This window comes from Streptococcus sp. KHUD_017 (assembly GCF_054861245.1).
The window spans coordinates 1,615,435-1,631,345 of the sequence record NZ_CM142175.1; the positions used below are offsets into that span (position 1 = coordinate 1,615,435).

The following is a 15,911-nucleotide window of genomic DNA, read 5'->3' on the forward strand; positions in this document are numbered from 1 at the left end:
CAATAGAATGCAAGGAAAAAGTCTTATCCTTAAATATCAGTTGAACATAGTGAGAAGTCTGGAATTTTCATCCCAGACTTTTCCTATTTATTTCTTTTTATTGTTAGCGAGGGCTGCTTTTTGTTGGCGAATGATTTGGTGGTAAACTTGTTGCACCTTAGCTTCGCTTGGTTTTTGACCATTTGCACTCAAGAGAGTACGAACGGCTTCTGCATTCAAACGTGGGTTATCTGCAAATTCTTTTTCAATTTGCTTGCGCACCAAGTACATTCCACCAAGAGCTCCAACTAGAAAAGCCAAAACAATCAATACAATTGCTAAAATAAGGTCCATAATATTTCTCCTGTTTCTTTTTGAATCTTCTATATTATACCATAAAGTCCTACGCCTGACTAGTTTGAGTTACGCTTTCAAACGGCTAATTCCTCATATTTCATTTAATATCTAATCATTTTTAAGTTCGATTTTTATAAAAAAATAAAAGCACTAAAATTTGGTAAAATAATACAGTTTTTCCGAAAAAACCTTGCAATGGTTGGATTTATTTGCTATATTAAGATTATACAAATCAAAGGAAACATCTTTCTGCAAGGCTTATTTTTTTACCAAAAAATGTATGCGCTTACAGATTTGAGAAAGGAGTTTTTATGGAGAAGAGCTATTGGGAAAAATCCTGTAAGTATAGCATCCGAAAGTTGACCGTTGGAACTGCTTCTGTTCTACTGGGAGCTGTTTTTCTAGCGACACAGAATGTAGCTGCTGAAAGCCTTGAAGTGAAGGACAATCAAACGAATGTTAGTGAGACGACGGTTAAAGTAGATGTCAAAGTAGAGGAACCAAGTCAAGCAAAGACGGAGAATCAGCCAAGCACAGACACTCATCATTCTACTGAATTAGCTGACAAAGAGGTAAAACCTGAAAAGGAATTACCTCAAACACATCATCAATCAGAGACTAACGCTGTAGTTGAACCTTCTGAAAATAAGGAGAGTGAAAAGCCAGAACTTCCTATGACTAAGCAAGAAAACTATCAACTTCATTACGACCAGCCAACTGCTCCTTCTTATGACGGCTGGGAAAAACAAGCCTTGCCAGTCGGAAATGGAGAAATGGGGGCAAAAGTTTTTGGGCTCATCGGTGAAGAAAGAATCCAATACAATGAAAAAACTCTCTGGTCTGGTGGGCCACAACCTGATAGCACTGACTACAATGGAGGGAACTATCAGGACCGCTATAAGGTTTTGGCAGAAATTCGTAAAGCTTTGGAAGAAGGAAACCGCCAAAAAGCCAAACAATTAGCAGAGCGTAACCTAGTAGGACCAAACAATTCTCAGTATGGTCGTTACTTATCTTTTGGTGATATCTTTATGGTCTTTAACAACCAAAAGAAAGGCTTGGAGAATGTTACCGACTACCATCGTGGCTTAGATATTTCTGAGGCCATCTCGACCACTTCATATACCCAAGACGGTACAAACTTTAAGCGCGAAACCTTCTCTAGCTACCCTGACGATGTTACTGTCACCCACTTGAGTAAAAAAGGGGATAAAACTCTTGATTTTACCCTTTGGAATAGCTTGACAGAAGATTTACTTGCTAATGGTGACTACTCTTGGGAATATTCGAAGTATAAACAAGGGGCAGTCACTACCGATTCAAATGGTATTTTGCTCAAAGGAACTGTCAAAGACAATGGTCTGAAATTTGCTTCCTATCTCGGAATCAAGACAGACGGACAAGTCACCGCACAAGATGGCTATTTGACTGTCACTGGAGCCAGCTATGCGACCCTTTTACTCAGTGCCAAGACCAACTTTGCTCAAAATCCAAAAACCAATTATCGCAAGGATATTGACGTAGAAAATACTGTTAAGTCTATCGTAGAAGCTGCCAAGGCAAAAGATTATGAAACCCTAAAAAATAACCACATCAAGGATTATCAAAGTCTCTTCAACCGTGTTCAACTAAATCTTGGCGGTAGCAAGTCTAGCCAAACTACAAAAGAAGCTCTACATACCTACAACCCAGAAAAAGGGCAAAAACTAGAAGAGCTCTTCTTCCAATACGGACGTTATCTACTCATCAGTTCTTCTCGTGACCGGACCGATGCCCTTCCTGCCAACTTGCAAGGAGTCTGGAATGCTGTAGACAATCCACCTTGGAACTCAGACTACCACCTCAATGTCAACCTTCAGATGAACTACTGGCCTGCCTACATGAACAATCTTGCAGAAACGGCTAAGCCAATGGTCAATTATATTGATGACATGCGCTACTATGGTCGTATCGCTGCTAAAGAATATGCAGGTATCGAATCCAAAGAAGGCCAAGAAAACGGTTGGTTGGTTCATACTCAGGCGACACCATTTGGCTGGACCACTCCTGGTTGGAACTACTATTGGGGCTGGTCTCCGGCTGCCAATGCTTGGATGATGCAGAACGTCTATGACTACTATAAATTCACCAAGGATGAAACTTATCTCAAAGAAAAGATTTATCCAATGCTCAAGGAAACAGCCAAGTTCTGGAATTCCTTCTTGCACTACGACAAGGCTAGTGACCGTTGGGTTTCTTCTCCATCCTACTCGCCGGAACATGGAACTATCACGATTGGAAATACCTTTGACCAATCTCTAGTTTGGCAGTTATTCCACGACTATATGGAAGCAGCCAATCATCTCAATGTCGACCAAGATTTGGTGACAGAAGTGAAGGCTAAATTTGACAAGCTCAAACCACTTCATATCAACCAAGATGGCCGTATCAAGGAATGGTACGAGGAAGACAGCCCTCAATTCACTAATGAAGGAATTGAAAACCATCACCGCCACGTTTCTCATCTGGTTGGACTCTTCCCAGGTACTCTATTTGGCAAGGATCAGCCTGAATATTTGGAAGCTGCACGCGCAACCCTAAACCACCGTGGAGATGGTGGAACTGGTTGGTCTAAGGCCAATAAAATCAACCTCTGGGCTCGTCTCTTAGATGGAAATCGTGCTCACCGTTTGTTGGCTGAACAGCTCAAGTCTTCAACTCTAGAAAACCTCTGGGATACGCACGCGCCTTTCCAAATTGATGGAAACTTTGGTGCAACCAGCGGTATGGCAGAAATGCTCCTTCAGTCTCATACTGGCTACATTGCTCCATTACCAGCCCTTCCAGATGCATGGAAAGATGGTCAAGTCTCAGGTCTAGTAGCTCGTGGTAACTTTGAAGTCAGCATGAAATGGAAAGAAAAAAATCTTGAAACGCTATCTTTCCTTTCTAATGTAGGTGGAGACTTAGTCGTAGACTATCCAAATATCGAAGCTAGCCTTATCAAGGTTAACGGTAAGGAAGTACAAGCTACCCACATCAAAGACAACCGCATTCAACTTGCAACTCAAAAGGGTGATGTCATTACCTTTGAAAACTTCCCTGGTCGTATTACTCATCTGACTGCCCAACGAAAAGATACAACGACTGCAGAACTTAATTTCAATGCTGTTGAAGGGGCGACTCATTATGTCATCCATCGGGAAAGTAGGGATGAAAACAGTCAAACTTCTACTGTCCGTGAGTTTACAACCAACCAAACTCGCTTTATCGACCGTTCTATTGATTCAAGCCATGCCTATACTTATACCGTTAAGGCTATGCTAGGAGACCGTTCAACACCTGTTTCTGATGTTGCTTCAATTTCCGCCTTTAGTGAGCTCATGGACGATCGTGACTCTCGCATTCAGTATGGCGCTGCCTTTGGAGACTGGTCTGACTCAGAACTCTTTGGCGGAACAGAAAAATACGCCGATATCTCAAATGGGAATTATTCCGATAAAGATGCAACAGCAACCATTCCTTTCAATGGCCCTGGAATTGAAATTTACGGACTCAAGTCTTCTCAATTAGGACTTGCTGAGGTTACAATCGATGGCAAATCTGTTGGAGAACTTGATTTCTATACAGATGGAGCTACTGAAAAAGGTGTCCTAATCGGTCGTTATACAAATCTTTCTTCAGGTCCTCACCTCATGACTATCACTGTTAAACGAGAACATAAGGGACGAGGAAGTGAACGCTCAAAAATTTCCTTAGACTACTTCAAGGTCTTCCCAGGTCAAGGAGAAACAGTTGAGAAGATAGATGATCGTGATTCTCGTATCCAGTACGGCTCAGCATTTAAAGACTGGACTGATGCGGAACTCTATGCTTCTACAGAGAAATATGCAGATATTAATGCAGACGACAGTCTTGCTCCTGAAGCAACTGCAAGAATTCCATTCTCTGGTACAGGTATCCGTATCTATGGACTGAAAACATCTGCTCTTGGTAAGGCACTTGTGACTCTCGATGGAAAAGAAATGCCAAGCCTTGACTTTTACACTGCCGGAGCTACCGAAAAAGGAGCATTGATTGGCGAATTCACTAATCTAACAGATGGCGACCACGTCTTAACTTTAAAAGTGGACCCAGATTCTCCAGACGGTCGAAAGAAAATCTCCCTTGATTCATTCGATATTCTAAAAGCTCCATCAGTATCATTAGATACACCAAGCCTCGAACCTATAAAGGTAGAAGATAAGACAGTTACCCTAACTTTACCTACTGGTAACTGGGATGCTGTTGCTGTGACATTCCCTGGTGTTACAGATCCCCTACTCCTAAGAAAAGTCGATGAAAATCATCTTGTCACTTCTGGCGAGCAAACAGTATTAAGCATAAAGGATAACAAGGTAGAAATCGACATTCCTGAAACTACGGAACGTAAAACCGGCAATCCAATAGAAGCTTATGCTATCCTAGGAGAAACACGAAGCAGTACTATTGTAACAGTCTTTCCAAAAGGGGAAACTGCGCCTGTAGAAGATCAAGTTGTTACAAACAAAGGTGACGAGCCTGCTCCAGTAGTAACCATTCCTGAATATACTGACCCAATTGGTACTGCGGGAGAACAGGAAGCTCCTATTGTGGATATTCCTGAATATACTAAGCCTATCGGTACTGCGGGAGAACAGGAAGCGCCTACTGTAGATATTCCTGAGTATACTGAGCCTATCGGTACCGCGGGAGAACAGGAAGCGCCTGTCGTAGATATTCCTGAATATACTAAGCCTATCGGTACTGCAGGGGAACAAGCGGCGCCTACTGTAGATATTCCTGAATATACTAAGCCTATCGGTACTGCGAGCGACCAAGTGGCGCCTACTGTAGATATTCCTGAATACACTGGCCCTATCGGTACTGCGAGCGACCAAGCGGCGCCTATCGTTGAAATTCTTGAATACACTGAACCTATCGGAACTGCTAGTGATCAAGCAGCGCCTATCGTTGAAATTCCTGAATACACTGAACCTATCGGAACTGCTAGTGATCAAGCGGCGCCAAGTATCTCTCTTCCTGAGTTCAAACTCAAAGTCTTAAAAGATCAGGCTACTGGAGTTCAAGTCATTAGCGGAACAAATGAACTAGAAGGAGCAAGCTATCTTGAAATTCAGAAAGTAGAAAAACTGGAACTCTTAGGCAAGAAATATGATGCCTATAACCTTCAACTCAAGAATGAAAATGGTCAACCTATCCAAACAAAAGGTGCTATCCTCGTTCGATTACCAATTTCTGGAACAGTCCAAGAATTCTATCGCTTTAATTCACAAAAAGACTTGAAAGCACAAGATTTCACGATTCGTGATGGCATGCTTGAGTTTCTCACTCTTGACTTGACTACTTATGCCATCGTCTACAAGACGGACACAGTAGCTGAGCCAGCAAATTCAGATCAACTCGAAGAAGTTAGTCCATTAGCAAATAAAAACCAGATTAATGGTGAAAATTCTACAAATGACAAACAGCTTCCTGCCACTGGAGAAGAGTCCAGTCCACTCCTTTTCATGGCAAGTCTCAGTCTAGCTTTAACTTCTGCCTTCTTGCTAAAAGGTAAAAAAGAGTGATCCCAATAAATCTATAAAGATTTAGATAAATAGAAAAAGGATGAGTAAATTACTCATCCTTTTGATTTCTTTCAGAGTCTTTTAAAATAAACTAAAAAGCCAGTTATAAATCCAGTTAAAAATCGAATATAACAAATTTAAAAGGAATTCATAAAAAAATAAACAAATGTGATACCAAATGAATTCTACAATCGTAATCAGTGGCTTGACTAGGATATAAAATAAAATATCCCAAATAAATTTCATTTTTTATCTTCCTTTCTAGGAAGTCCCGCAATCCAAGGTAAGGAAGATAGCAATTTATAAGCCGTCAAAAATTTAGCAACCTTTACCACTTCCGATTCAGATTCCTTCTTCTCAGTCAGTACTTCCATTCCTTTTACCCAGAGGCATGTCCCAATAATTCTAGCCATTCCTGTAAAAAAATTTGGTTGGTTGTCCATGTGATTCTCCCTTGATTACTCCGACTATTGCTATTCTATTTTTATTGTATTCAGTATATCAAATTCTTATAGATAATCAAGCTTTTATCTGTAAAATAAAAAAGTTTCATAATCTTACTAGAATCCTTCTAGCTAGATTATGAAACTTTAGTGATTATTTCATTTCTTTTTTATAGCGTTCCAATTCTGCTTGGTTAGCCCAAACAAAATGACCTGGACGAATTTCTACCATTGAAGGTTTATCAGTTTCGTAGTCATGTTGATCTGGATCATAGACTTTCAAAACTTTTTTACGTTCCAAGATTGGATCTGGGATTGGTACAGCTGAAAGCAGTGCTTGTGTGTATGGATGAACTGGATTGTTAAACAATTCTTCAGTTTCAGCCACTTCAACAATGACACCCTTATAAATTACCGCGATACGATCAGAGATGAAACGAACTACTGACAAATCGTGAGCGATAAAGAGATAAGTCAAGCCCAATTCCTTTTGGAATTTCTTGAGCAAGTTCAAAACTTGGGCACGCACTGAAACGTCCAAGGCTGAAATTGGCTCATCCGCGATCACGAAGTCAGGTTGCATAACCAAGGCACGAGCAATCCCGATACGTTGACGTTGTCCACCTGAAAACTCATGTGGATAACGAGTCAAGTGTTCAGCCAAAAGTCCCACTTCACGAATGATGTTTTGAACTTTTTCTTTTCTTTCTTCTTCGTCTTTAAATAAATGGTGGTTGTAAAGACCTTCAGAGATGATATAGTCAACTGTTGCACGTTCATTCAAACTTGCGGCTGGGTCTTGGAAAATCATTTGAATGCGACGGATTAATTCCGCTGCTTGTTCACGTGATTTTTTACCATTGATTTTTTGTCCATCAAAGATGATATCCCCTTTGCTGGTATCATTAAGGCCAATAATGGCACGACCAATTGTTGTCTTACCACTACCAGATTCTCCAACGAGTGAGAACGTTTCACCTTTGTTGATAAAGAAGTTTGCATTTTTAACGGCTACAAACTTTTTGCTTCCTTCTCCGAAGGAAATCTCTAAGTCTTTAACTTCTACTAATTTTTCAGACATTTCCTTCCTCCTAGTCCTCAAGATGAGCAAAGCCCATCTTTTCACGAATCTTATCGTGTAAATCTGCAATTACTGCTGGTTTTGCAACTTTTGGAGCTTGTTCATCAAGCAACCATGTTTTAGCCCAGTGAGTATCAGATACTGCAAACTGAGGAGCTTTTTCTTCGAAATCAATCTTCATCGCATAATCTGAACGAAGAGCAAAAGCATCTCCCTTCAATTCAGTATACAGTGATGGAGGTGTTCCCGGAATTGAATACAATTCTCCTTTATCGTCAGCCAGCTGTGGCAAACTTGATAAGAGGCTCCATGTGTATGGGTGACGTGGATCGTAGAAGATTTCTTCAACTGTACCATACTCAACGATTTCACCAGCATACATAACTGCAACTTTATCAGCAATACTTGCTACAACACCAAGGTCGTGTGTGATAAAGATAGTTGTAAAGTGGTATTCCTGTTGAAGAGTTTTCAACAAGTCAATAATCTGAGCTTGAATAGTCACATCAAGGGCTGTTGTTGGTTCATCACAGATCAAAACATCTGGACGACACGCAAGGGCAATCGCAATAACAATACGTTGACGCATTCCTCCAGAATACTGGAATGGATATTCATTAAAACGTCGCTCAGCGTCAGGGATACCAACTTTATTCATATAGTCAATCGCCAAGTCTTTGGCTTCTTGAGCTGTTTTCCCTTGGTGTTTAATGATAACCTCAGTAATTTGGCTTCCGATTGTTTTGATTGGATCCAAACTAGTCATCGGATCTTGGAAGATAGTTGCAATCTTTGCCCCACGAATTTGTTCCCAATCCTTGTGAGACGAAAGTGCTGTTAGGTCTTGTCCACGGTAATCGATGCTCCCCTGAGCGATACGCCCGTTTTCTTCTAACATTCCTGTAAAAGTTTTTGTCAAAACTGATTTACCCGAACCAGATTCTCCAACCAAGGCAAGAACTTCTCCTTCAATCAACTCAAGAGAAACTCCGCGAATAGCGGTCAAAACTTTGTCACGAACATCAAATTCCACGACAATATCTTGAGCAGATAAAATTACATTTTTATTGTTCGTCATTTCTACTCCTATCTGTGTGTACGTGGATCACTAGCATCGGCTAAGTTTTGTCCAACAATGAAAAGTGATAAGGAAACCAAAACCAAAATTGTCAATGGAATCCAGAAGAGGTAGGCATTTGTAGTTACGTTCTGAGAATAATCTGAGATCAAACGTCCCAAACTTGGTACTGTGATTGGTAAGCCAAGTCCAAAGAATGATAGGAAGGCTTCATATGAGATAAATGCAGGGAGCATTTGTGACATAGTCGTAACAATAACAGATACCAATTGAGGCATGATGTTTTTTATGACGATTTTGTAAGTTGGTGTTCCGAGTGTACGTGAAGCAAGGTTGTACTCCAAATCACGGTAACGCATGATTTGAATACGGATTGAATAAGCAATACCAATCCATGTAGTCACACTCATGGCAAAAATCAAGTTCCAGAAACCTGCTCCGATAGAGTAAGTCAAAACGATAACGATCAATAGCGATGGAATATTGTTGATAACGTTGTAGACTTCCATCATGATACGGTCTACCGATTTTGAAATACCCCAAATTCCACCTACAATCACACCGATAACAAGGTTGATAAAGGTCGCAATTACAGAAATTAAGATAGAGTTACGAGCTCCAAACCAGACACCATCAAAGAGAGATTTCCCGTTACTATCTGTACCGAACCAATATTCACCATTCGGTTTGATATAGCGAGCACTAAAATCATTTACCTTACTAACATCGTTAAAGTCAAAATCTGAGAACATTGGATAGATGAAACTCATCAAAACGATGGCAATCAAGATACCGAGCATGATGACTGTTGATTTTTTCTTGAAAAACTGTCTAAAGACAGAACCCCAGTATGAATAGGCAGGAGTATCAATTGCTTCAGAGGCAAAATCATCACGTTTTACAAATTGAAATTTATCATTACTAATTGTAGACATTATTTGCCTCCTTTCTCTGTCAGTTTAATACGTGGGTCAATCATAGTCATCCAAATATCCCCTACAAATAATGAGAAGATAGAAATACATGTAAAGATAAAGACAAGACCAACAACCATATTGTTGTTTGATGCTTTTACAGAGTCAATCAGCATTTTACCCATACCAGGGAAAGCGAAGACTGTTTCTGTAAGAGTTGCTCCACTGATAACACCAATAATAGAACCTGGAATACCTGAAACGAGTGGTACCATAGCGTTCTTAAAGATGTGTTTGTTTGAAATTTCTTTCTCAGAAAGACCTTTTGCACGAGCAAAACGAACGAAGTCTTGAGATTGTAAGTCAATCATATAACGACGAATCCAAATTGCCATACCAGGTGCACCCAACAAGCCCAAAATCACTGCAGGAAGGACATAAGAACGCCAATCTCCAGCACCCAAAATTGGGAATGAATCAGGGAATCCGATAGATGAACCAATCAAACGAATGATATAAACCAAGGCAATGGTTGGAAGGGCAAGCAAGAAAGTCAAAACTCCTGTTGAGAAACTATCAATCCAAGTATTCTTGAATCGAGCCATTGCAGAACCAAGTGGAATTGCAATCGCGTATGAAATAGCAAGACCAATCAAACCTGTGATAGCAGAACTTGCAATCATTGAAGGATACTGATAATTGCTTTCAGTAGCTGTATAAGGATCATCCTTACCATAGTTTGCTACTTCACGTGCATCTGCTTGACTTGGAGATTTGTAGGTTCTTGAGTAAATGTTGACTGATGAAGTTTTCTTACCTGTTGGGAATTGAACTTCTGAAGTCTTGGTTTGTCCTTGACCTTGTGTGATAACTTGAAGAACAGGAGTATTGGCATAAGTTGGGTAAGAATCTCCTAGGTTCAAGTTCACAAAGTTCTGATGAACAAATGGGAACTGACTGTTGAAGTACAAGAGGTATTTATGTTTAGTCCCTGAACCTACTAAAGACCATCCGATAGCTGGATCGTTTTCAAAACGCAAATAACGCTCTAAGTTAGGATTTTCTGGGTCTTGAATCTTGTTTGTATGGTCAATATCAAGCAAGTTTGCATAGAATTTGAACACACGCTCGAAAATAGGGATTTCACGAGTAGCATAGAATTGTCCGCTCTCTGTAAACTCACCCAAAGTCCAACCGTTTCCAATTTGTTGGATGTATTTTTCGTAGATAGCTTTATTTGTATCGTTTGCATCAACGGTTACAGAAGGGTCAATGCTACTAGCTTTTTCCTGCAACTCTTTCGTATCGTAATATTCGATATAACCCATACGCTCAAAAACGGTATTTTCATAGTTATCACGTTTATCAGCTGTTGTTGCAATTTTATTGTAGTTAGTATCTTGTTTGAAGATCAACTTCCGTGGAACCATCGTATAGATGATTGTGTAAATCAAGGTCGTTACTAAAAAAATAGAAACTAACGACCGCAAGATACGCATAAAAACATATTTTTTCATATTATTTCCTTTAAAATCCCAAAAGAACCTTCTCCTCTTGGAGAGAAAGTTCTGATGAGCATTATTTATTTCACGTGGCTCGCTAATTCTTTTTGAGCTTTTTCATTTGATTCAGCTTTTTCTTTGAGCCATTTTTCACGAGCTTTTTGGTATTCTTCTTTTGTAAGAGGTTTTTCACCAACTTCAGTGTACTTCAAGTAACCTGAGGTTTCTCCTTTAAGACCCGCAACTGAGTATGAAGAAGTAAATGGAATAACTTTAGATACAAATGATACAGCAGTTTCTTTCGGACCTGCCATTACAGGAATTGTCAAACCGTTGTCTGTTAACCAAGCTTGTACAAGGGCATATTTTTCATAACGTTTTTGAACGTCTTGATTTTCTTTGTTTGCTTCATCAAGTAATTTTTCATAGTCAGACAAACCAAGTTTTTGGATAACTGATGCATCAGTATCTTTATCGATACCCATAATCAAACGAGTATTACCACCTTTAATCGTGAACTGGTCTAAGAAAGTTGATGGATCTTGGTAATCAGGATTCCATCCAGTCAAGGTATGAATATCCCAGTCTTGTTCTTTAGCTGTTGGAGCACTAAATGAAAGTGGTAATGCTTCTGCTTGAGTCATTTGTTGAAGATCGATGACAACATTGTCAGCTCCAAGTACGTTTTCAATAGACTGTTTAAGTGATTGAACACGGTTTACAACTGCTGTAGACTCTTGGATTGTTAGAGCATCCAAGTGAATTGGGAATTCTACCCCTTCTGCTTTCAAGCTTTCTTTTGCTTTAGCAAAGGCAGCTTTAGCTTTTTCTTCGTTGTAAAGACCATTTTGCGAATCAGCAAGCGATACGTTTGACCATGTGCTTGAGTTTGTCTTCGCAAGACTTTCTTCTACAAGTTTACCAAACTGTTTGTCTCCAACTTGAAGATCATATGGTGAGAATGTATTACGGATTGCAACTGCAGCACCATCTGTACCATTTGTCTGAGCTGAGTAAGAATTACGGTCTACCGCAAAGTTAAGGGCTTGACGGAATTCTTTGTTTAGCAAAGCTTTTCTTGTAGATTCTTTTTGGCTATCTGTTGTTTTTGAGGTATGGTTATAAGTTGTACGACCATAGTTCACACTTACAGTAGCGATAGCTGATCCTGGTTCGTTAAAGAAGATATTATCTTTGAACTCGGAAGCATATTTTTCATATGTTGAGCTAGTAGGATAGATACGAGCTTTACTGTATTGTCCTTCTGAGAATCCTTTAGCAACGATATCTTGGTCTTTCCCATCCCAGTAAGTAAATTTGATGTTTTGAATTTTAACAGCATCTTTATCCCAATAAGCGTCGTTCTTAGCCATTTCAATTGATGATTTAGCTGTGATTGATTTCAAAACAAATGGTCCATTGTACAAAATAGAAGATGGATCTGTAGGTGCACCAAAGCTTTCCCCTTTTGATTTAAGGAAATCTTCGTTAATTGGCATCATCACGCCGTTTGTTGTTTTGTCATTCCAGAAAGTTTCTGGTTGGTTCAATGTATATTCAAGAGTGTTGTCGTCAACTGCTTTTACACCAACCGTTGAAAAGTCGTTTGTTTCACCGTTAATGTAAGCGTTGAGTCCTTTAATTGAAGAACTAATAACTGACAAACCTTTTGATTTGCCTTCTACCGCGTGTTTCAAACCTGTCACAAAGTCTTGGGCTTTAACTGGAGCATATTCTTCTCCTTCAGCAGTAACCCACTTAGCATCCTTGCGGATCTTATAAGTGTAAGTCAAACCATCTTGTGAAACTGTCCATGATTCAGCAATCGATGGCACAAGGTTTCCATATTTATCATTAGCAAGCAAACCATCTACCGCATTTGTAGTGACAAAAGAAGTAGAGTCAACGTTGTTAACAACATAATCCAATGTTTCAGGATCAACTGAATAAACGTATTTATAATCTGATGCTAATTTTGTGTTGCTTGAACCTGCATTTGAATTTGAACATGCAGCAAGTACTCCGACAGCAAGCAAGGATACTCCCGCTACTGCAAGAATCCGACTTTTTTTCATATTTATAAACTCCTCGTTTTAAATTGTGGATATTGAAGATTATACCACAGTTTTTTTAAAAAGTAAACGAATTTTCAGAATATTTTGTCGCATGTTTTTTTAAACATTTGAATCTTATGTTTTCAGAAAAGAAAACTATTGACGAGAAACAATTTTCAAGGTATAATAATAAAAGTTAAGGCGGTATAGCCAAGTGGTAAGGCACGGCTCTGCAAAAGCTTGATCGTCGGTTCAAATCCGTCTACCGCCTTTTTTATACTATTTTATAGGAATTTATCCGAAAAGAAAGCCCGATTTTAAGGTTTTTTTTATTTTTTTTAGGATAAAAAAGGATAACTTTAAAAAACTTTTGGGGCGAGTTTGGGGCGAGTTTGGGGCAAGGGTATTTTTTAGAGCTTGGATTTTAAATCCAAGCTTTCAGGGTAAACAAAAAAGACCGCTCAAAAAAGCTTTATCAGTTTTCTCTGATAAAGCTTTTGTTTTATTCAGTTTCTTCTTCTGATTCAAGTTCTTGAATTTGAACCTTAAGCTTGGTAACACGACCATTTTTTACCTTGTCATTTGTCAAGGTGATATGCTTGTTGCCACTATCTAACTCATAACTGAGTTTTTCTGATGTTGGAATAGTTCCCACACCTGTCAAATAATAACCAGCAATGGTATCTACATTGTCACTTTCAAGCTCGACATCAAAATAATCATTGAAATCGTTCAAATTCATTGTCCCTTGGACAATATGAGTGTCCTCGCCGATAGTATGAACATAGACTTCAGCACGGTCAGTTTCATCATCAATCTCACCAACAATCTCTTCAAGGAGATCCTCAAGTGTTACCAAACCAGCCATTCCTCCGTATTCATCAAGAAGAATAGCCATCTGTCTTTGTGAATTTCTTAGTTCTTTTAACAAATCGTCCACAAAAATGGTTTCAGGCACAAAGAGTGGATCTTGTAAGATTCGCTTCCAGACGATATTATCGAACCCACTGACAAAGGCTTCTTTAAGGAGACTCTTTGTATGAATCAAACCAATGACATTGTCCTTATCGCCGTCATAAACAGGAATTCGAGAAAAGTTTTGTTTTAAGATACTTTCGATAATGGTCTGAGTGTCATCTTGGATATCTACCATGAAAGCATCTGTTCGAGGAACCATGACTTCACGCGCCATAAGCTCATCCAGTGAGAAAATCCCCTGCAACATCTCGATTTCATCAGCATCCAAAGTTTCTTCGCTTTTAGTCAGCATGTACTCAATCTCATCACGAGTCATTTTTTCGTCTGCATCGTCAAATGTCATCGGCGTCAAACGGCTCAAAAGATTAGTTGATGCAGATAGCAACCAAACAAAGGGACTCACAATCTTACCGATAGCAATAATAAATGGTACAGTTCGGATTGCCAAGGCATCCTTAAGATTTAGAGCAATGCGTTTAGGATAAAGTTCGCCAAAAACGATAGAGATATAGGTCAAGAAAGCAAGTGACAGGAAGCTTGCGATTGCGTGCGCAGTTTCGCTATTTCCCATCCATGAGGCTATCAATTGTCCTAGAGAGTCTGCTAGTTTAGCCCCTGACAAGATTGTAATTAAAGTAATACCAACTTGAATGGTTGATAAAAAGTGATTGGGGTTTTCAAGTACCTTTAGCAAACGGATATAGCGTTTATCCCCCTCTTCAGCCTTTTGTTCAACACGTGAGCGACTAAGAGAAACCATAGCCATCTCTGTAGCAGAGAAAAAAGCATTTAAAAAGGTCAAAACAACTAATAATACAAATTGCAGTAACAAATCCTGACTGCTCGGGTCTTCCATTTTCCTTCTCCTAAAAAGTATAATTGTGACTATTATACCATATTTTTCAACTTCTACACATTAAATTGTGATTTCTATAGTAAATCCCCTACCGAAACAATAAGGGACCGACTATCTATTAGTTCTTTGTAACAGTTACTTTTCCTGTTCGGTAATCTAACTGAATTCCCTTTTGAACGTTAGGAACCACGACGTTAAACTCCAATTCACCATCAGATGATTTGGCTTCAATTTGAGATGCAGAAGGAACCAAATCTTCTTCTGTAGCGTAGAGCAATGTGACACGGTAACGCACGCGCTTATTTTGATCCAAAGCCTTTCGAACTAAACTTTCATAGTAGTTTTGTCCAGTCGAATCTTCTGCGCGTGCTTGGTTGGCCCAGGCTGTTTGTACAGCGATATTTTTGGGATTGCTAGTAGATGCATCAAAACCATCTAAACCACCAATCAAGGCATAGCCTAATAAATGTCCTCTATCTACAGCGTGATTATAAGTCCCTTTTAAGTTTTTGACCTGATGCCATCCTGCCGGGGTCCAAGAAGTCGAACCATTCCCGGTTTCTTCACGGTCTTTGTACTGTCTTGTTGCTTTTGACATAAGGGCATTAGCAACAGTTGGGACCGTCTCCCCACCTACAGTTTTTGTCTTGTTATCGGCATAGGGTTTACTTGAAACCTTTGCATCTAAGTTCGTTTTGTTCCCATTTACGATAAAGGCACCTGCTCCATTCCACTCAAGAGTACCCTTTATTTGTTTTTTTACCGAATCAGTCAGTACACTCTCGGCCAATTTTTGACTTGGAGTATCAAGCGACTGGGATTTCTGGTTGACCTGTGTTTGCGGTGTAGCATTGGAAGCCTGCATTTCTTTTATGTAGTAACTTCCTGCCGACAAAAGTAGGAAAAGCAGAAGACCTATGAGTGCCTGCCTTGTTTTTTTATTCATCTTTTCTCCTTAGTTTTGTTCTTAGAAAAGAAGCTGGGACAAAAGTCCTAGCCTCTCAATTGTCTTTGGATTTTCGATCAAGACGCAGTGGCTGAGTGGGCTCTACTACGCTGATTTCATCAGCTTTTACAGCCC

10 protein-coding genes and 1 tRNA gene are annotated in these 15,911 nt (G+C 39.6%); 2 read left to right on the top strand and 9 right to left on the bottom strand.

Annotation, left to right across the window (positions count from 1 at the left end):
- Positions 1-87: 87 nt before the first annotated feature.
- Positions 88-333: a YneF family protein gene (locus ACVAMZ_RS08030; protein ID WP_461684562.1), complete on the bottom strand. Its 246-nt coding sequence runs from the start codon at positions 331-333 to the stop codon at positions 88-90.
- Between the two features lie 314 nt (positions 334-647).
- Between ACVAMZ_RS08030 and ACVAMZ_RS08035 the strand changes: the two genes are divergently transcribed.
- Entirely contained in the window at positions 648-5,924 is a 5,277-nt protein-coding gene (locus tag ACVAMZ_RS08035; RefSeq protein WP_461684563.1) for an SIALI-17 repeat-containing surface protein, read from the top strand.
- Positions 5,925-6,166: 242 nt separating this feature from the next.
- Here the strand turns inward: ACVAMZ_RS08035 and ACVAMZ_RS08040 are convergent, their stop codons facing one another.
- The 6 genes from ACVAMZ_RS08040 to ACVAMZ_RS08065 form a co-directional block, all read right to left on the bottom strand.
- On the bottom strand, positions 6,167-6,367 hold the full coding sequence (locus ACVAMZ_RS08040) for a mechanosensitive ion channel protein MscL (protein ID WP_263394060.1): 201 nt from the start codon (positions 6,365-6,367) through the stop codon (positions 6,167-6,169).
- Positions 6,368-6,521: 154 nt separating this feature from the next.
- Positions 6,522-7,448, bottom strand: a complete 927-nt coding sequence (locus tag ACVAMZ_RS08045) for an ATP-binding cassette domain-containing protein (protein WP_006150242.1) — start codon at positions 7,446-7,448, stop codon at positions 6,522-6,524.
- Positions 7,449-7,458: 10 nt separating this feature from the next.
- Positions 7,459-8,526 (bottom strand): ABC transporter ATP-binding protein, encoded by a 1,068-nt coding sequence (locus ACVAMZ_RS08050; RefSeq protein WP_461684564.1) that lies wholly within the window; start codon positions 8,524-8,526, stop codon positions 7,459-7,461.
- Between the two features lie 8 nt (positions 8,527-8,534).
- A complete protein-coding gene (gene oppC, locus ACVAMZ_RS08055) occupies positions 8,535-9,461 on the bottom strand; it encodes an oligopeptide ABC transporter permease OppC (protein ID WP_006151488.1) in 927 nt (308 codons plus the stop codon).
- Positions 9,461-10,957, bottom strand: a complete 1,497-nt coding sequence (locus tag ACVAMZ_RS08060) for an ABC transporter permease (RefSeq protein ID WP_223333778.1) — start codon at positions 10,955-10,957, stop codon at positions 9,461-9,463. The genes oppC and ACVAMZ_RS08060 overlap by 1 nt, the downstream gene beginning before the upstream one ends.
- Before the next feature lie 65 nt (positions 10,958-11,022).
- Positions 11,023-13,017: a peptide ABC transporter substrate-binding protein gene (locus tag ACVAMZ_RS08065; RefSeq protein ID WP_223333780.1), complete on the bottom strand. Its 1,995-nt coding sequence runs from the start codon at positions 13,015-13,017 to the stop codon at positions 11,023-11,025.
- 179 nt (positions 13,018-13,196) lie between these two features.
- Between ACVAMZ_RS08065 and ACVAMZ_RS08070 the strand changes: the two genes are divergently transcribed.
- A tRNA-Cys gene (locus tag ACVAMZ_RS08070) sits at positions 13,197-13,267 on the top strand.
- A 231-nt stretch (positions 13,268-13,498) separates the two neighbouring features.
- Here ACVAMZ_RS08070 and ACVAMZ_RS08075 read toward each other — a convergent pair.
- The gene (locus ACVAMZ_RS08075) at positions 13,499-14,830 is read right to left on the bottom strand and encodes a hemolysin family protein (RefSeq protein ID WP_461684565.1); all 1,332 of its coding nucleotides are present in this window, start codon (positions 14,828-14,830) and stop codon (positions 13,499-13,501) included.
- A gap of 118 nt (positions 14,831-14,948) precedes the next feature.
- A complete protein-coding gene (locus tag ACVAMZ_RS08080; RefSeq protein ID WP_004251670.1) occupies positions 14,949-15,776 on the bottom strand; it encodes a DNA/RNA non-specific endonuclease in 828 nt (275 codons plus the stop codon).
- Positions 15,777-15,911: the final 135 nt, after the last annotated feature.